The sequence below is a fragment of the Nitrospirota bacterium genome (genome assembly GCA_013388455.1).
Lineage (GTDB): Bacteria > Nitrospirota > Thermodesulfovibrionia > Thermodesulfovibrionales > SM23-35 > JACAFF01.
This window is the reverse complement of the sequence record JACAFF010000019.1, coordinates 16,034-34,151: the sequence shown is the minus strand read 5'-3', so window position 1 is coordinate 34,151 and position 18,118 is coordinate 16,034. Positions and strand designations below refer to the sequence as shown.

Genomic DNA, 18,118 nt, shown 5'->3' with positions numbered 1-18,118 from the left:
GACAATACCTTCGTTATCGCTGATGTCAATGTCGTCTTGCCATGGTCTACATGTCCTATCGTACCTATGTTTACATGAGGCTTTACCCTCTCAAATTTCGCCTTCGCCATATTTCCTCCTTTATTTTAGCCATTAGTCAATAGTCATCAGTCATTAATTAGCACAAATTTCAATACAATCACACTTTACTGATAAATGACCAATGACCGCCTTGTTCAAAGCCCATGACCGGGATTGAACCGGTGACCTCATCCTTACCAAGGATGTGCTCTACCGACTGAGCTACATGGGCACGTTAACCGCTCGAACGGTTCAAACTGTTCAAACGGTTGATGGAGCGGGAAACGGGATTCGAACCCGCGACCCTCAGCTTGGAAGGCTGACGCTCTACCACTGAGCTACTCCCGCACACAAAAACATTTTCATTTTCTTCTAACACTTCACTCATAAGTTTTTACTGCAAACTTCTAAAAATAAGTTTGCTGGTGGAGAGGGGAGGATTCGAACCTCCGAAGGCTGTGCCGGCAGATTTACAGTCTGCTCCCTTTGGCCACTCGGGAACCTCTCCTCTACATTTAGAATACCTGGAGCCACCGAAGGGAATCGAACCCCCGACCCGCTGATTACAAATCAGCTGCTCTGCCTGCTGAGCTACGGTGGCTTCATCATCTCCTCGATAAAAAATAATGGCGGAAAAAGACAACAGTTTACCCTCTTCTTTATGAAATATTTATTAAACAATTTTTATAATTAAATGGTCAATTTTAAAAATTAGTGTTTAAATTCTATTTTCTCATTATTTCTTTGTTTTTTTCATTATTAAATATTCTTTGACGCAATATCTCAAAAAGGATTATTCCAGTAGCTACTGAAACATTCAAAGAATTTATTCTCCCAAACATCGGTATTCTTACTATTATGTCACATTTTTCACTAACAGTTTTTCTTATTCCTTTCCCTTCTGAACCAATAACAATTGCAAGTGGTTGTATAAAATCTATTTGCCAAAATTCTTTATCTGATTCTGCTTCAGCTCCTATTATCATTATTCCAGTCTCTTTCATCTTGTTTATCGCATGTTTTATATTCGATACCATTGTTACTGGAACATATTCAACAGCTCCAGCAGAAACCTTTGACACCTCAGAACTTAGAGTAACGGATCTATGAGATTGCAAAACAATACCATGAACACCTGCGGCATCAGCCACTCTTAATATAGCACCCAAATTCCTCGGGTCTTCAAGACAATCGATTATTAAAAATAAGGGGATTTCTTTATTACTGAAAGGTATCTCAAGCATTTCATTCAAAGTTGTATATTCTTTGTGATGAACCTCTGCTGCAATCCCTTGATGTCCTTTTTTGAATCGTGAATCGAAGAAAACTGCATCTTTAAAAATTACAGGAATCTCTTTTTTCTCTGCCAGTTCTTTAATCTCTTTCACACTATCTTTTCTTCTGTAAGATATAAAGATACATTTAATATTTCTGCCTGCTCTTAATGCCTCTCTGACAGGGTTCAATCCATACAACCATTCACTATCCAATCTTAACCTTCCAATCAGTTCTGTCTTTCTTATCTTCAAGTATGATACCTTTCATTTCGAATTCTCTTCTAATTGTATCTGCTAATTTCCAATCTTTTCTTTTCCTTGCTTCTTGTCTAAGCTTTATTTTTTCGATAATATCTCTTTCTGAAAACTCTATTTTCTTTATTTTCATTAAAGATAAATACCATTCATAGGGAGTTTTATTAAAGATGTTAAGTATTTTCCCTGCTTCTGAAAGTTGTGCTTTTGTTTCTTTAAGTAGTTTCTTAGTCTCTCTGCCAGAAGGTCTACTATCAAGAAATCTGTTAAGCTCTCTTATAAGTTCAAATATGCAGCCGATTGCGAATGCTGTATTAAAATCATCATCCATTGCCTCTTCAAAATTTTCCCTGAATTTGTAGAGAAAATTACTATATTTTTCAACATCTGTTGATAACCCTTCTCTATCATAACCATCTTTTTCAAGAATATCATTAATTCTAACGACAGTAGCATAATATCTGTCGAGGGAAGTCTCTATCTCTCGTAATTGTTCATCAGAAAATTCTATGGGGCTACGATAATGAGTCGACAAAAGGAATAATCTTAAAACCTCTGGATCAAACTTATTAAGAATCTCTTTAATAGTAAAAAAATTACCAAGGGATTTCGACATTTTTTCTCTATCAACAGTAATAAAACCATTATGCACCCAGTATTTTGCAAATGGCTTGCCTGTGTATGCCTCAGACTGAGCAATCTCATTCTCATGATGGGGGAAAAGTAAATCAGCACCACCACCGTGGATATCAAAAGTTTCGCCTAAATGTTTTATTGACATTGCAGTGCATTCAATATGCCATCCAGGCCTTCCCAATCCCCAGGGACTTTCCCATGCTGGTTCCCCTTCTTTTGATTTTTTCCACAAAGCAAAATCCATCGGATTTCTTTTATTTTCATCTACATCAACCCTTGCACCAGCCATCAACTCTTTTATATCCCTTTTTGATAATTTCCCATATTCCGGAAATTTTTCTACAGAGAAGAAAACATTTCCGTCAATTTCATATGCATAACCTTTTTCAATAAGACTTTTTACAATAGCAATCATTTCTGGAATATGTTCTGTTGCCTTTGGTTCAATGTCAGCTCTCCCAACGCCAAGCTTATCCATATCTGCATAATACTCATCCGTGTATTTTGCTGCAATGACATCCCAACTTACCTTTTCCCGTATCGCTTTGTTGATAATCTTATCATCTATGTCAGTGAAATTCCGAACATATTTAACATCGTAACCTTTATACTGTAAATATCTTCTTATCACATCGAATATAATCGCACTTCGAGCATGACCAATGTGACAATAATCATAAACAGTTACTCCACATGCATATATTCTTACTTTATCTGGTAATATAGGAATAAATTCTTCTTTGCAACCTGTTAAAGTGTTATATATTTTCACGTCTCTTCCTTAATTTGTTAATATTCAGCAATAAAATTATACAACAATTCTTTTTTTCATTACCTTTTTAATTAAACCCCTATGTCAAGATGAAAAGAATAAGGGAGTTATGCTAATATTTTTGCAATGGAGCAGGGGAAAAAAGAAACTAACGATTTAAAGACCATGATTGCTGATTATATGGAAGGAGGTTATCTAGATAATATAATAGATATGTTTAAACATGATCCAAGTCTTTATGTCTTTGTTGGTGAGTTACTTACAGACGAAAGAATGCGGGTAAGAATTGGGACAGCGGCCCTTATCGAGACATTAAAATCAGAAGACCCAGTAAATGTCAAAAAAGCCATTAATTCACTTATTCCTCTTTTGGAAAATGAAAGTCCGGTTGTAAGAGGTGACGTTGCATACGTACTGGGAATAATTGGTGATAAGGACACCATGCATCTTCTCGAAAAGTTGAAAGAAGATGAAGACGAAAATGTTAAGACTATTGCACAGGAATCAATAGATGAGATAAAAAAAATATAAATAAGCTACTTTTTCCATAACCCACAATTATTACTTGACAAATTACCTTTTCATCTTACATAGTTATCTGGCATTTTGAACTTCCTTCAAGGGATTTCAAGAGCTGTATTAACAATATCAAAGGAGGAATAATGAGTACAAGGCTTTATGTTGGTAACATCTCCTTTAAGGCCACCGAAGAGGATTTAAAAAATCTGTTCTCACAGGTTGGTGAAGTAGTTTCTGTAAAACTTATAAAAGATGCAACGACCGGAAGACTCAGGGGCTTTGGTTTTGTGGAGATGGCCTCAAATGAAGATGCACAGAAAGCAATTTCAAAGTTTAACGGGAATAACTTTATGGAGAGGAGCATCGTTGTCAATCAGGCAAAACCACAGGAAAAACGTGGTAGAGAGCGTTCAAAAGAAAGAAGTAGTTTTCGCATGAGAGGTGAAAAACAATAAAAGTTTTTTGAAATCTTCCAGCCATAAAAAATCATGATTTCTTGAGAAGCATTGAACCATGTGTTAAACCAAGTTCTTTAGAAACCACATCACATTTTGATTGGAAAAGGAAGAATATTGTTTTGTTTTTACCAAATAATGTTTCAAAGTTTCCCTGTCCTTTGCTGATTATCAGTGGAGCATCATTGAATATCTTTTGAAAAGCAGGTGATGTCCATTCGAGGATTGTTCCGACTGCTTCCGAGCCATTGTCTATCAAATCACAGATTTCATTAAGTCCTGTTTGAATTGCATCTTCGATTGTTGAATCATTTATAACAGGGGACCCTTTAGTAGCTACTATAACTCTTTTGTTAATTTTTATTAATGTTTCAATAAGAATTTTATCAAAAACAATTTCTCCTGCGTTGTCAGTCAGGTATAATATTTTATCCGTTAATAAAATAGCCTCTTTTAAAGCATCATAGTCATCGACAGCAAGTGGAGTGCGCAATGCTTTTTGGATAGCGCCCTCGATATCTACAGATGTAAAAATACCGAAATCTATAACATTCCCGGCGATTGCAAGCCGTGTGCTCATCCATAAAGGATCATTACTTTTCTCAACAAGATTTTTTAAAGAAGGATATAAATTCATTGCAATCTGATTATATTTTAATTTTATATCTCTGAAAGGATCCCCGCCAAGCAACTGTCTTATCTTACGATGAATAAAGGTTGTAGTATAAGCAGGAGGTTTTGAAGTATCAGCATTTTCGATATGCTCAAGAATACTTTTTAAAATTCTTTCTTGTAATGATTCATCTTTTGTCCCGAGGCGAAGCGCAATTAATGCCTGCCGAAGAAAACATGGGAAACAATCAAGATGTACGCGCATAAATTATTTAGTCTTTCTGAGCATCTTTGCTTTATTCTCTACCTCTTCGGTCATCTTCTTTTTTAAAGTCTTGAGTTTTGCGGCAACAACAGGGTCTTTCCTTCCGATTATTTGAGCTGAAAGAATCGCAGCATTTTTCGCTCCTGCCTTGCCAATAGCCACTGTTGCAACAGGCACTCCAACTGGCATCTGAACAATTGATAGAAGCGAATCTATACCTTTGAGAGGGGAGGAATCTATTGGCACTCCTATTACAGGCAAAATTGTGTGTGCTGCTACAATTCCTGCCAGATGGGCTGCCATACCTGCACCAGTAATGATTACCTCGATGCCTTTTTCTTCAGCCTGAGAAGCTAAAATCATAACACGTTCCGGTGTTCTATGTGCAGACGCAATAGTAATTTCATAAGCAATGTCAAGTTCCTCGAGTGTTTTTCCAGCATTTTCCATAATCGTAAGATCAGAATCGCTACCCACAATAATTAATACCCTTGGTTTCATTTTGTCTCCTCTACACACAAAAATGCATTATTTGGGGACAAGACCAATGTCTTTTATATAATGCATTTTTTCGAAACCTATATTCTCTATTGCTGTATAAATCCTTTTCTTTGCATCTTCAAATCTATCCCCGATTGCAATTACACTCATCACCCTTCCTCCACATGTTGTAATATTGCCATTCTGAAATTTGGTATTATTGTGAAATAAATGAGTATCTGTTATCTTTTTGACCTGTTCAAGTCCCTTTATTATAAAACCTTTTTGAAAGTTTATATCGATATTTTCGGAGTATAGCACAACTCCCGCAGAAATCTTTTTATACCATTCTATATTCAATTCATTTATATTATCATTTATTACAGATAATACAATATTAACGAAATCTGTTTTCAGCCTTGGCAGTATAGTCTGGACATCTAACTCACCTATACATGTATTAACTTCTACCACATAAGGTCTATCAGTAATAATTAGTTCTAATGAACACAGTCCTTTATATCGGAACCCTTCTGTTTTAAGTGCTCTTGAAAATAAATCGATAATTTTATGAATACTCAACAGATTATTGGGCTCTAAATGAAAAGGGCAATAAGATCCGATACCATCTGACATTTGATTAGCATCGGTCGCATTAAAGCAAAAATATTTATATAGACTTACAAATGGGAGTGCAATATTTCCATCAGTCAGAAATGTAAAAGTTGCATGCTTCCCTTTAATATATTCTTCCAGAATTATTTTCTTGCTGGTATCATCATGATTTCCATCATTCATCATAGTTCTAAGAATAGACATTGCTTCATCCACAGAAAAAGCAGTATAAACAATATTTCTATCTAAGCAATTATCAGTCTTTATAACTATAGGGGCCCCTTTTAACCTTATATAATCTTCAGCAAGGGAGTAAGAATTAAAGACCTTGTATTCAGGGGTCAAAATCCCGTGAACTTTAAGAAAGTTTTTAGCAGCAGATCTTCTTGTTCTCAATTGTGCAGAGATTTTATTTGCTCCAAAAACCTTACACCCTTCTCTTTCCAATATATCAGCAATTCCATGTGCAGACTGTTCTTCGTCACCAATTATGGTGAGATCAATCCACTCATATTTGATAAAATCGGTTAAAGCATCAAAATTTCTTGGACTGAAATCAACACATTCAGCGATTTCTGCGATTCCAGCATTCCCAGGACAACAGTAAATTTTATCGACATATTTACTCTGTGATAATTTCCATACGATCGCATGTTCCTTGGCACTCTCACCGATGACAAGCACTTTCATAAACAGATGACCTTCATAATTATCTTTATTTAAGTTTCATTCTTTTGTTGTTTCAGTTCTTTTGCAAGAAAATCAGCAATTAATCCATCATATCTCGAAGTATGTTTGAATACCTTTTGCGCAAGTTCTAATCTCATTTCGTAGCTTATATCACCACCAAGCCTTTTAAGTTCTTCAATAACTTTTCTATAATCTGATGGGTCAACAATAACAATAACGTCTTGAAAGTTTTTAGATGCTGACCGCAACATTGCAGGCCCGCCTATATCAATGTTTTCAATAGCCTCTTGTAATGTGACTCCGGGCTTCGATATTGTCTCTTCAAAAGGATAAAGGTTTACAACCAGCATATCTATTGTATTAATGCCGTGTTTGTCAATTTCCTCCATATCCTTGATATTACTCCTTCTTGAAAGCAAACCTCCGTGTATTCTTGGATGAAGTGTCTTTACCCTTCCATCAAGCATTTCTGGGAAACCTGTATATTCGGATACTTCTTTAACAATTACACCTGCATCTTTCAATGTCTTTGCTGTTCCACCAGTTGATAGTATTTCAAAACCCATTGCTTGAATTTCTTTTGCAAATTCAATAATATCCTTTTTATTAAACACACTTATAATTGCCCTTTTAATCTTCGACATAATTCCTCCTTTAATAAAAGAATAATAGTATTGTCAAAAGTTTTTAAACAAAAATGTCTAAAACTCTTGATTTTCAATCTGACAGGCGAGACGCCTCTCCTACCGGAATTGATAAACTTTCCTCTTTCATATTATCTTCCTGCTTTTCATAAACTTTTGGCATTACCTAAATTTGGCATTACCTAAAAGATTAATTAACCCAAAAAATGCAATTAAAATAATGCAGATATTGTTCAGAAGAGACTTGTTTTTCGGGTTCATTATCAATGTCCATAAAGATTTATGTTTTATATTGCTAATTTTAAACTTTTAAGTATTTTTTATATATCCCTTTTCCATCATGCTAATATATGTATCATCTCCAATTATTATGTGATCAAGCACCCTAATCCCTACAATATCTCCTGCGTTAACAAGCCTTTCTGTTATTATTATATCTTCTCTGCTTGGAGTAGGATCTCCGCTTGGATGGTTATGTATAAAAATTACAGATGCTGCAGACTCTTTTATTGCATCCCTAAACGCCTCACGTGGATGTATCAGTGAATTAGTTAATGTTCCCTCAGAAATTCGGCAATCTCTAAAAAATCTGTTTTTTGCATCAAGTAATGCACACCGGAATTCCTCTTTCTGCATATTTTTAAAATGTTTTCGGTAGTAAATAAAAACATTATACCCAGATAAGAAAGCTGGCCCTTTAGCTTGATGTTCTTCAAAAAGCCTTCTGCCAAGTTCAAAGGCAGCTTTTATCTGTGAGATTTTTGCATCTCCTATTCCTTTGAGGCAAGCAAATTCTTTAGGTGCTGCATCTTCAATTTTTTTAAGATTTCCAAAAGTATTGATAAGTTCAATAGCAAGATCAAGTGCACTTTTTGCACCACTACCGGTTCTCAAAACAATAGCAAGAAGTTGAGCATCAGAGAGACTACGAGCACCATGTTTGAGTAACCTTTCTCTTGGTCTCTCACTTTCAGGCCATTTTTTAATACTCTGATATCCCATTGAGTTAGAAATATTAGCATCTGTAATATTAATTGGTAAAGAGTTCATTGCAGATATATTGTGATACAATATGAATTATTGTATTATGATTGTATAATTGGAATAAATTTGGAAATGAAGTCATTATTAATTCTTTGATTGTTGTCAAAATAATTACGGAGGAAATATGGATTATTTAAAAAAGAAATCGCTTATAAAAAATACAAATGGATTCACACTCGTCGAGTTAATTGTTGTAATGGTTATTCTTGGAATGTTAGCAGCCCTTGTTTTCCCAAGATTAATACCAAAAGTTGGTAAAGGTAAGCAATCAGCTGCAAAAACACAGATAGAACTCCTTGGGCAGGCGCTTGACCAATTCAAACTTGATACTGGACGTTATCCAACTACATCAGAGGGATTAAACGCCCTTGTTACCAATCCAGGGATACAAAATTGGGATGGACCGTATTTGAAAAAGGCCGTCCCAAATGATCCATGGGGACATCCCTACCATTATGAATCACCTGGAAGCCATGGTGATTATGACCTCATATCTTATGGTGTTGATGGTTCACCAGGTGGTGAAGGTGAAAACGCCGACATCACAAGTTGGGAGTAAATAATACCCTTTTTTGTCCTTACAATTGACATTTTTTGTCACGAGCGAAAAGCATCCTACTTTTTATATCTACTATTCTTCAGAAAAACTTAAAGCTTTCTCATAAGATATATATAAAAGTAATTGATTGACTTGTATTTTTTAATTTTTTTATGTATACTTTTTCAATGAATACCCGATTTAAGGGTATGGTATAAAGTTTGCAATAATAACAATAAAAAAAGAAGGAGGTGATGTAAAAAATAGTGACTTTATAAAAAGGTCTCCGGATAGTAGTTTAAAAATGTAAACAATAGTAAAAGGGGGTAAGATGTTTAAAACTGTTTACAAAATGAAAAAAGGAGAGCAAAGAGGGTTCACCCTCATTGAACTTCTAATTGTCGTAGCAATCATCGGAATTCTGGCAGCAATTGCAATTCCTGGTTATATTGGAATGCAGGAAAGAGGAAGAAAGGGCTCTGTCCAGAGGGCTGCCGTAGCTGCAGAAGCTGAAATTCAAGGTTGGCTACAGTCAGCAAGAAGGGGTGGAAGCACACTTCGTGAAGTTGATTCAAATGGAAACGGCATAGTTGACAGTAATGATCTGACAAATTCTGACCTTGCAGGGGACTTAACTACAGCCAACGGAATATGCTCTGATTATATCTCTGCAAGATTTGCACAGAATCCCGAATATTCACCATGGAATGCGATAGAAAGCTTGTGGACAACAGCTGCAACTAATGCAACTGCCAATGGCCGTATTAGCTGTGTGCATAACACAACCGACCCACAAGTTATCCTTACAGCATATGACAAAACGGGAACACAGCTTTATAGAAAAGTTATTGCTGCTGACTAAAAAATTGTAAAGAAAACAAAAGACCCTACTATAGTAGGGTCTTTTGTTTTTAAAAATTACAAGAATTTATGAAAAGACAGCAAGGGTTCACACTTATTGAATTACTAATTGTTGTAGCTATAATAGGTATAATTTCAGCAATTGCAATTCCTGGTTATATTGGAATGCAGGAAAGAGGAAGAAAGGGCTCTGTTCAGAGGGCTGTTGTATCAGCAGAAGCTGAAATTCAGGGTTGGCTACAGTCAGCAAGAAGGGGGAATAGTACTTTGAGAGAAGTAGATTCAAATGGGAATGGCATAATTGATAGTAATGATGCAACAAATACTGACCTTGCACAGGATTTAACTGGTGCAAATCAGCTATGCTCCCGCTATATTGAGGCACGTTGGAATATGAATCCAGAATATTCTCCATGGAATCCAACAGCAACGAGCCTCTGGACTACTGCTGCATCAAGCAATGCAACAACTAATGGCAGGATTTCATGTAATCATTCTGCTAATTCAGGACAGATAATCCTCGAAGCAAGAGATAAACAAGGAAACTCAATGTATAGAAAAACTATCTCCGCTGATTAAAAAGTCTCTTCATTTATGAATTCTGATAATTCTGCCTTTCTTAAAATATTGAAACTTTCAGCAATAATTTTTCTTTTTTTATCATTCGCACTTAATTATCTTTCCACTCCTTTATGGGACAGTGATTTCTGGTGGCATATTGCAAATGGTAGATATATAGTAACTTCAGGAACCCTGCCTGAAAAAGATCCATTTTGCTTTACTTCAATACTCGAAGAAAATAAAAATCCATTTCCTGAGTGGGAAAACTTCATTTTAAAACAATACTGGCTCAGTCAAATTATCTTTTATTTAATCTACAATTCTTCAGGCACAGCAGGCATTATCATACTAAGAAGTCTCCTTCTTCTTATACTACTTATAATAGTTTTCTGGCAACTCAAGCGATGGTCTGTAAGTTTTCCAATTGCATTTTTATTTACTTTTATTGTTTTCATAGCTACTATTAAAACTACAGGGGAACGTCCGGTTCTCTTCACGATACTTTTTACTGCTCTGATATTTTTTCTCTTAGAAGATTTCAGAAGAAATAGGAAAAAGCGGATAGTATTGCTCATTCCCCTGATGCTTTTTTGGTGCAATTTGCACGGAGGGTTCATCATCGGAATAGGTATTATCACTGCTTTTATGTTTGGAGAAGGAATTAATTTTTTCCTAAAAAAGAGTGATTATACAAAGCAGGAAATCTTTATATTCTATATCGTCTCAATCCTTTCAATCGCTGTCTCTTTTATCAACCCAACCGGCTGGGATGCATTATTTATTTCAATAAATATCCCTTTTAAATATAAAATAATACATGAGAATATTCAGGAATATTTCTCCCCATTTATTTTTTATAAATCAAAAATATATCCATTACCATATGAATATGTAATTCTTGTTTTTCTCTTTCCAATAATCCTGTTTCTACGATGGAAGAAAATATATTTATCCCATCTCATTGTGCTTTTAATATTTCTTATTCCGAGTATTTCAGCACGCAGATTTATGATTTACTATGTGATTTTAGGTTCCATGATTTTAGGTAATGAGTTTGATATTTTGATGAAAAGTTTAATAAAAAAAAGATTTTCAGAATTCGATTATCAAAAGATTATAACTATATTGTCATTCGTTGCATTATTTTCATCAGTAGCCTTTTTTGCAGGTAATATATATGGACATGACGGATTTCAATTTGAAGTTGCGAATAATTATTCAGTTCCAGTTGGAGCAGTCAATTTTATTGAAAAAAACAATCTTTCAGGCAACATGTTTAATGACTATGGTTATGGTGGATATATATCATGGAGACTCTATCCATATAAAAAAACTTTTATAGATACACGTGCACTAAATATCTCTGTAAAGATGGAATACGGCTGGATTATAAATGCTTTGATGATGAGTGATGTTGACAAAAGCATCGAAGGAAAGTCAAATAACCCTTTGTGGAAAGTTCTGATTAATCATTACGATATAAACTATATAGTGCTATCGGTTGTAAATCCAATTTCACAAATTTATCCATTAATTTTCGAACTTATCGAAAGTGATGACTGGATTCCTGTATATAGTGACGAAATGAGTGTAATATTTGTAAAAAACAATTTACGCAACAATGATATTATTAAAAAAAACCGAATTCCAACTGAAGAAGTTTATAATACAATAATATATCAAGGAGCCAGTCGAGCACTAAACAATAAAACAAATCCTCGCTCATTGATATCGCTTGGTGATGTTTTTTATAGAATGCATAGATCAGAAGATGCTCTAAAGGCATATAAATATGCTCTGGAAAGGATGCCGGATGATAAAAGTATTCAAAGAAAGATTGCTCAGATTGAATTAGAGATAAAAACAAAAAAAGAGCAACCAAAAAGTGATTAAAATATAATTCTGGTTAAACATGTGAGAGAAAAGATATTAATAGGCCTCTTTTGCTTAGCAGTATTTATTAATTTTTTAGGGCCAATTGTTTGTCCTGACTTCCCTTTTCATCTTAAAACAGGAGAATATATTTATCAGCATAGAGCGATACCATCAGATGACCCCTTTTCTTTCTATGGGGAAGGGATTAAGACTGATAGGGAAAAATTTACACTTTCGCAGTACTGGATTACTCAAATTATATATTATAAACTCTACTCTCTTTTTGGTTCAGCTGGTATCATTCTGCTTAGGGCTATTATTTTTTCATCATTTGTTTTTATTATCTGGTTTTTTCTTCGAAAGAAAGGCTTTTATAAAGCTTTATTTTTAGCATCTATTATTGCGATTATGCTTCAAGCATCCAAACTTGACAGACCTCAATCGTTTTCCTTTCTCTTTATGATTATCCTGATCTTGCTCCTTGAAAGATTCAGGGAAAATCCAGCTTCAAAAATGCCCCTGTTCTTTATTCCACCTCTTATGCTCATTTGGGCTAACATGCACGCCGGCTTTGTTTTTGGTATCGCTGCTATCTTGATTTATGCATTAACAGAATCTTTTAAAATACTTATAAGCAAGTCTACTTTTGGTCAGCCTTTAGAAAAAAAAGCAGTTCTTACATTACTTATTACAATATTCCTTGCGATAGTATTTTCTTATATTAACCCCTGTATTAATGGGCAACTGCTGGAAGCCTTGAACTCTCATACTTATGCGAATTGGTTATATAGTGAAAATAGAGAATATATAAGTCCTATAAAGGAGATGGGGGTTCACTATGGGAATAGAATTTCTATTCTTTCATTCTTTTTTATTTTTGGGTATATAATTATTGTTATAACATTAAATTTTTTCAGGTCAAAATCTTTAGATATAACTTCCCTTTCTCTTATTATCTTTTCCTCTGTTGCTGCTTTCACCTCTATCAGATATATCCCCTTTTTTGTTGCAATTTCAATTCCTGTTTCAAGAAAATACACGTTTTTCAGTAACATAGATTCAATAAAAAAGTTAAGGGTAAATTCAATAATGTTTTTTTTACTGCTAATATTTTTCACATTTACTATTGTCTTTGGGTTGAAAAACTATTCGAAACTTTTTGGAATTGATACATCAAGATATCCAGAAGGTGCAGCAAGTTTTCTTCTCGCTAACAAGATAGATGCCAATATGTTTAATCAACATAATAAAGGGAGTTATTTTATATGGAGGCTTTATCCTTATTATAAAGTTTTCAATGATACTCGTTTTATCAGCTTAGAAGCTGTCCATGATACTGATGTAATAGCTTATACACTTGATGATTATAAACAGCCAACTTATGTAGGCCTTACAAATGCCATAATATCTCTTGTTCCAGATGAGATGGGAAGAATCGAAGTTTTTTCTCGAAATAATGTCCCTATCACAAAGAATTATAAGCCACTGTGGAAAAAATTGCTTGAAAAATATAATATTAATCTCATAGTCCATGAAGCATGTTCACATTTTACAAAAGAGCTTTATCCAATCGTTCTCAGACTTATTCAGGATGATGAATGGTCTCTAATATATTTTGATGGAACTATGCTTATTTTCATAAAAGATGTTGAAAAGTATTCTGATATTATAAAACAATACAAATTACCGAAAACATTAGTGTACGACGAAATAATCTTTGAGGCTATGCCGGCTGTCAGTCAAAGACCTACTATTTCTACACCTTATTCAAGTCTTGCTTTTGCCTTCATGATGAAAGGGCGGGAAAACGACGCAAAAAAAATGATAGATGCTGCTCTCGAACTTGATCAAAATGACCTTGTAGCCAATTTCTGCAATGCTTATCTCGTTTTAAAGCAAAAGGCAAGGGGAAATTAGTTATATAAAAGTAAGAGTTGATTTGTAAAATATAAAAATGAGAAAAAACTGGCTAAATAAAAATGTATTTGTAACAGGATGTTCCGGGCTTCTGGGTTCATGGCTTGTAGAAGAATTAATCCATAAGGGGGCCAATGTGATAGGACTTTTAAGAGATTATGTTCCTCAATCGAGGATCTACCACGATGGACTTATCCAGAAAATAACCACCGTAACAGGGAATATAGAAGATTTTTATTTAATCGAACGTGCATTAAATGAATATGAAATTGAAATTGTTTTTCATCTTGCTGCTCAGACAATTGTGCCTATAGCAAATAATAACCCTCTTTCAACATTCGAGACAAATATTAGAGGAACATGGACTTTATTGGAAGCATGCAGGCGGAACAGGAAGATAAAGAAAATAATAGTTGCTTCAAGTGACAAAGCATACGGCGAACATCAAAAACTTCCTTATACCGAAGATATGCCACTACAGGGGAAATATCCATACGATGTTTCAAAAAGTTGTGCTGATTTAATTGCACAGATGTACTTTCATTATTATAAAATCCCTGTCTGTGTCACAAGATGCGGCAACTTATTTGGAGGTGGAGATCTCAATTTTAATCGTATTGTTCCAGGGACAATACGCTCAATATACTATGGAGAAAACCCGATTATTAGAAGTGATGGCAAATACGTGAGAGATTATTTTTATGTTAAAGATGCAGCAAATGCATATCTCTGCTTAGCAGAAAAAATGGATAATGAAAAAATTATTGGTCATACATTTAACTTCGGAAACGATACCCCTATGACTGTATTAGAAATAACAGGGGAACTTCTTACTTTGATGGAGCGTTCGGATTTGCATCCTGTCATACTTAATGAAGCGAAAGGTGAGATTTTAAAGCAATATCTCTCTTCGAAAAAAGCTCGCAAGATACTTGGTTGGAAGCCAGTGTTTTCTTTAAGAGAAGGACTCAAAGAGACTATAAAATGGTATGAAAACTATTTCGCAACAGTTACAATATAAATATTTCGATATCAATGTTTAAATATAGAAAAAATGAGGGACTAATTGTTCACCTAATTCTCTTATCTTTCTTACTTTTAATAACTTTTTTTTTTAAAATATCTTATGCAATTTCCATTAGAGATTCATTCCTGTGGTTTTTAGGTATCTTCATTTATTTTTTTATACCAGGCAGTATTTTACTGAGGTTTATAGACTTTTATGAAGAGGACTTTTTCCTTAGGCTTTTTCATTCAGTAGCATTTGGAGCAGCTTTTACTCCATTACTTTATAAATTCTTCAGGATTCTCTCCATACCAGAAATGTTATTATCAATTTACCTTGTTACATTTCTTTTCTGGCTCTTTCTTTTATATAAAGATTTAAAGTATAAAAGAATTTTTATTCGTTCATCATCAAAAAATGTGTTACCTCTATTCTTTCTCGTTGTTGTAATACTGTTACTACTTCACTTCAGTTATTTTACTGATATTATCTTTTATAACGGAGGCTTTAAAATACGGAACACTCTACTAACCGAGACCTCTTTCCATCTCGGAATAATAAACATGATGAAGGATATGTATCCACCTTTATTTCCCTATGCAAGCGGGCATGATTTCTCCCATTATCATCTAAATATGCATCTTGAGATAGAGATGTTTTACAGGTTTTTTTCAATTGATACACTGAAGCTCACATATTTTTATTTTCCACTTCTCTATTTTGTTCTTCTTATTTTTATACCTTACAGTTTTATAAAAAGAAATTTTAATTCGCAATTCTTGGGCATTTTTACCTGTATGCTTTTTTTTGGTTCAGATCTTTCTTTCATTCCTGAATTGTTCGATATATCTTCCGGAAAACCATGGATTTTTTCAACAACCATATGGTCCCTTATGACCCTTAACGGTTATCTGCCATCTCTATTTATAATGTTTTTGTTCATATTTTATATGAAAGAATATAATGAAAACGGTAGAGGATCTTATTTAATAATTTTATCTTTTCTCGGATATTCAGCATATGGTTTTAAAAGTTCAATGGGTCCTCATTTAATTGCCACAGCACTTTTGACTGGTATTGTTTCTGTTTTTCTTTTTCAAGACAAAAAAAAATGGATACATTTTTGTACGGCAATGACAATCAGTGCTGTAGCAATAATACTTGAACTTTCTACATTTATGGCAAAAAGCGTTGATGTTTTAGATTTTGACATGCTTAATGGTCTCCGGCGTTCTTTAACAATGCTTGGATATTCACAAGTATCGTGGTTATTATTAAGTTTAATATTTCCATTATATTTACTTTGTGTTTACGGAGCACGGTCATTTGGTTTTTATCTTATAAAAGGATGTTTTAATAAAAAATCTTTTGATCCCGTATTATTTTTTATCATTTTCTTTAGCATATCAGGATTCCTTGTAGCAGAAATTGTATATATAGGTCCTCCAGAACATGAAGTAAACAAAGCATACTTTTTTGCAGAACAGTCTTTTATGTGTGCATGGATTTTATTCCCTTATCTATTCTCAAGAATAAGCAGGAACTGGAAAAAATACTTATTGACAATAGCTGTAGTAATGACAGCTTTCCCCACTTCAGTTCATTTCTTCGTTCTTCGCTCTGCTAATATTTATCATACAGTTGATTCTGATGCTATAGAGGTAACCGAATATCTTAAGTCCACTCCTGTTGGTTCGACTGTTCTCCACCCCCCAATTCATCCTGATGAAATTGGTCCTTCTCTTGCTTCAAATTTTGCCGGCAGACCATCAGTTATAAACCTGTTTCTCTCATTCACACCAGACTGGATAGGAGAAAAAGAACATCTGGAAAGGACACGGGATATAGTAGTATTTTTCAATCCATATGATTCAATCAAGAGGTCTGTAATTTTAAACAAATATAAAGTGGATTATGTCTATGCTCCATCTGCATATGCTGATATTCTTAGTCAGGAATCAATGTTGACAATGAAGTTAAAAAATAAATCTTATGTGGTATATAAAGTGAACTCTAATAAATGAAGTGGTACCATTTAATAAGGAATCAATAAATAATTTTTTATGGAAAATATCTGTGGTATTTGCAATAACATTTTAAGCTCTTCTGCTATTAAAAAAACAGTAAAAGAGGGCAAGTTTTATAGTGTTTATTTCTGCAAACATTGCAGGATTGGCATGACAATCCCTGTGCCTTCTGGGCCCGAGATTTTAAGTTTCTATGACTCCGAAAATTATCGAACATGGGATGGCAAGAGATTCAATACGGTTATAGAATTACTCATTTATATCTCGAGGCTTCAGAGGAAAAAAAGATTAGAGAAGTATTTTACAAAGGGTAGTATACTTGATATTGGGTGCGGAAGGGGTCTTTTTCTGAGTATCATGAAGAACAGGGGATGGAGTGTTTCAGGAGTTGAATTCAATAAAGAAACCGCTCTGAATATTTCAAGGGTTTATGGTTTGAACATCAAGAGTGGACATCCTTCTGACTGGGGGTTTTCAGATAAAAGTTTTGATATAATCACAATGAATCATGTACTTGAACATCTTACAAATCCACTTGATATGATAATTGAATGCAGAAGATTGCTGAAAAAAAATGGCCTTTTTGTATGTGCTGTCCCAAATTTCGAAAGCCTTCAGGCTTTTATTGGAAAACATCTATGGTTTCATCTCGATATTCCTTATCATATTTATCATTTTTCTGAGCCTGGATTAATCCGTTTATTGGAAAATAATTCTTTTAGAATCCTAAAAATAAGACGATTTGATTTGGAATATAATCCCTTTGGATGGTTACAAACATTATTGAACGTCTCCGGTATCAAAAAAAATCTTCTCTTTAATATACTTAAAAGACCCTCAATCAGAAGTAAGCTGTTTAAAGATATTAATCATTGGCATATATTATTCACATTTATGGCTATTCCATTATATGTGCCTTTATCTATCGCACTTTCATTATTCGAGTCCTTTGTATTAAAAAGAGGAGGCACTGTTGAGATATTTGCCATTAAAGAATAAATTTAATTGT

The 18,118-nt window shown here is 34.1% G+C and carries 16 protein-coding genes, 4 tRNA genes and 2 pseudogenes; 10 read left to right on the top strand and 12 right to left on the bottom strand.

Features of this window, described 5'->3' with window-relative positions:
* The 7 genes from HXY53_04685 to HXY53_04655 form a co-directional block, all read right to left on the bottom strand.
* The coding region (locus HXY53_04685; protein ID NWF75856.1) for a hypothetical protein at positions 1–110 on the bottom strand (110 nt) is incomplete at its 3' end.
* Positions 111–219: 109 nt separating this feature from the next.
* Positions 220–292, bottom strand: a tRNA-Thr gene (locus HXY53_04680).
* A gap of 41 nt (positions 293–333) precedes the next feature.
* Positions 334–408: transfer RNA gene (locus HXY53_04675), tRNA-Gly, on the bottom strand.
* A gap of 75 nt (positions 409–483) precedes the next feature.
* Positions 484–568: transfer RNA gene (locus HXY53_04670), tRNA-Tyr, on the bottom strand.
* A gap of 17 nt (positions 569–585) precedes the next feature.
* Positions 586–661: transfer RNA gene (locus HXY53_04665), tRNA-Thr, on the bottom strand.
* Between the two features lie 124 nt (positions 662–785).
* On the bottom strand, positions 786–1,589 hold the full coding sequence (rlmB, locus tag HXY53_04660) for a 23S rRNA (guanosine(2251)-2'-O)-methyltransferase RlmB (GenBank protein NWF75855.1): 804 nt from the start codon (positions 1,587–1,589) through the stop codon (positions 786–788).
* Positions 1,543–3,000, bottom strand: coding sequence for a cysteine--tRNA ligase (locus HXY53_04655; GenBank protein NWF75854.1), 1,458 nt, complete (start codon positions 2,998–3,000; stop codon positions 1,543–1,545). The genes rlmB and HXY53_04655 overlap by 47 nt, the downstream gene beginning before the upstream one ends.
* 126 nt (positions 3,001–3,126) lie before the next feature.
* Here HXY53_04655 and HXY53_04650 point away from each other — a divergent pair, with 126 nt between their 5' ends.
* Positions 3,127–3,531 (top strand): HEAT repeat domain-containing protein, encoded by a 405-nt coding sequence (locus HXY53_04650; protein NWF75853.1) that lies wholly within the window; start codon positions 3,127–3,129, stop codon positions 3,529–3,531.
* Between the two features lie 131 nt (positions 3,532–3,662).
* Positions 3,663–3,974 carry an RNA-binding protein gene (locus HXY53_04645; protein NWF75852.1) on the top strand — a complete coding sequence of 104 codons (312 nt, stop codon included), beginning with the start codon at positions 3,663–3,665 and terminating at the stop codon, positions 3,972–3,974.
* A gap of 31 nt (positions 3,975–4,005) precedes the next feature.
* On the opposite strand, the gene HXY53_04640 is transcribed toward HXY53_04645, so the two are convergent.
* From HXY53_04640 to radC, 5 genes are all read right to left on the bottom strand, one after another.
* Positions 4,006–4,851 carry a DUF89 family protein gene (locus tag HXY53_04640; protein ID NWF75851.1) on the bottom strand — a complete coding sequence of 282 codons (846 nt, stop codon included), beginning with the start codon at positions 4,849–4,851 and terminating at the stop codon, positions 4,006–4,008.
* 3 nt (positions 4,852–4,854) lie between these two features.
* Positions 4,855–5,352, bottom strand: a complete 498-nt coding sequence (gene purE / locus HXY53_04635) for a 5-(carboxyamino)imidazole ribonucleotide mutase (protein ID NWF75850.1) — start codon at positions 5,350–5,352, stop codon at positions 4,855–4,857.
* Positions 5,353–5,379: 27 nt separating this feature from the next.
* Complete coding sequence (gene purD / locus HXY53_04630; GenBank protein NWF75849.1) at positions 5,380–6,636, bottom strand: phosphoribosylamine--glycine ligase; 1,257 nt, start codon at positions 6,634–6,636, stop codon at positions 5,380–5,382.
* 29 nt (positions 6,637–6,665) lie between these two features.
* A complete protein-coding gene (locus HXY53_04625; protein ID NWF75848.1) occupies positions 6,666–7,280 on the bottom strand; it encodes a hypothetical protein in 615 nt (204 codons plus the stop codon).
* A 309-nt stretch (positions 7,281–7,589) separates the two neighbouring features.
* Positions 7,590–8,282 (bottom strand): DNA repair protein RadC, encoded by a 693-nt coding sequence (gene radC, locus HXY53_04620; GenBank protein ID NWF75847.1) that lies wholly within the window; start codon positions 8,280–8,282, stop codon positions 7,590–7,592.
* Positions 8,283–8,448: 166 nt separating this feature from the next.
* Between radC and gspG the strand changes: the two genes are divergently transcribed.
* The 8 genes and pseudogenes from gspG to HXY53_04580 all read left to right on the top strand — a co-directional run bounded on the left by gspG (position 8,449) and on the right by HXY53_04580 (position 18,108).
* On the top strand, positions 8,449–8,883 hold the full coding sequence (gene gspG, locus HXY53_04615) for a type II secretion system major pseudopilin GspG (GenBank protein NWF75846.1): 435 nt from the start codon (positions 8,449–8,451) through the stop codon (positions 8,881–8,883).
* A gap of 331 nt (positions 8,884–9,214) precedes the next feature.
* Positions 9,215–9,310, top strand: a pseudogene (locus HXY53_04610) (type II secretion system protein).
* A gap of 482 nt (positions 9,311–9,792) precedes the next feature.
* Positions 9,793–9,882, top strand: a pseudogene (locus tag HXY53_04605) (prepilin-type N-terminal cleavage/methylation domain-containing protein).
* Positions 9,883–10,317: 435 nt separating this feature from the next.
* The gene (locus HXY53_04600; GenBank protein NWF75845.1) at positions 10,318–12,177 is read left to right on the top strand and encodes a tetratricopeptide repeat protein; all 1,860 of its coding nucleotides are present in this window, start codon (positions 10,318–10,320) and stop codon (positions 12,175–12,177) included.
* Positions 12,178–12,198: 21 nt separating this feature from the next.
* Complete coding sequence (locus HXY53_04595; protein ID NWF75844.1) at positions 12,199–14,076, top strand: hypothetical protein; 1,878 nt, start codon at positions 12,199–12,201, stop codon at positions 14,074–14,076.
* Positions 14,077–14,113: 37 nt separating this feature from the next.
* Positions 14,114–15,097: a GDP-mannose 4,6-dehydratase gene (locus HXY53_04590; protein NWF75843.1), complete on the top strand. Its 984-nt coding sequence runs from the start codon at positions 14,114–14,116 to the stop codon at positions 15,095–15,097.
* Between the two features lie 302 nt (positions 15,098–15,399).
* Positions 15,400–17,106, top strand: coding sequence for a hypothetical protein (locus HXY53_04585; GenBank protein NWF75842.1), 1,707 nt, complete (start codon positions 15,400–15,402; stop codon positions 17,104–17,106).
* Between the two features lie 39 nt (positions 17,107–17,145).
* On the top strand, positions 17,146–18,108 hold the full coding sequence (locus tag HXY53_04580; GenBank protein NWF75841.1) for a class I SAM-dependent methyltransferase: 963 nt from the start codon (positions 17,146–17,148) through the stop codon (positions 18,106–18,108).
* The last annotated feature ends 10 nt before the right edge of the window (positions 18,109–18,118 follow it).

Coding starts and splice junctions, on each gene's coding strand:
- purE (NWF75850.1), bottom strand. CDS start 5,352: ATGAAACCAAGGGTATTAATTATTGTGGGTAGCGATTCTGATCTTACG.
- HXY53_04590 (NWF75843.1), top strand. CDS start 14,114: ATGAGAAAAAACTGGCTAAATAAAAATGTATTTGTAACAGGATGTTCC.
- HXY53_04585 (NWF75842.1), top strand. CDS start 15,400: ATGTTATTATCAATTTACCTTGTTACATTTCTTTTCTGGCTCTTTCTT.
- HXY53_04645 (NWF75852.1), top strand. CDS start 3,663: ATGAGTACAAGGCTTTATGTTGGTAACATCTCCTTTAAGGCCACCGAA.
- HXY53_04640 (NWF75851.1), bottom strand. CDS start 4,851: ATGCGCGTACATCTTGATTGTTTCCCATGTTTTCTTCGGCAGGCATTA.
- purD (NWF75849.1), bottom strand. CDS start 6,636: ATGAAAGTGCTTGTCATCGGTGAGAGTGCCAAGGAACATGCGATCGTA.
- HXY53_04600 (NWF75845.1), top strand. CDS start 10,318: ATGAATTCTGATAATTCTGCCTTTCTTAAAATATTGAAACTTTCAGCA.
- radC (NWF75847.1), bottom strand. CDS start 8,282: ATGGGATATCAGAGTATTAAAAAATGGCCTGAAAGTGAGAGACCAAGA.
- HXY53_04650 (NWF75853.1), top strand. CDS start 3,127: ATGGAGCAGGGGAAAAAAGAAACTAACGATTTAAAGACCATGATTGCT.
- HXY53_04625 (NWF75848.1), bottom strand. CDS start 7,280: ATGTCGAAGATTAAAAGGGCAATTATAAGTGTGTTTAATAAAAAGGAT.
- HXY53_04580 (NWF75841.1), top strand. CDS start 17,146: ATGGAAAATATCTGTGGTATTTGCAATAACATTTTAAGCTCTTCTGCT.
- gspG (NWF75846.1), top strand. CDS start 8,449: ATGGATTATTTAAAAAAGAAATCGCTTATAAAAAATACAAATGGATTC.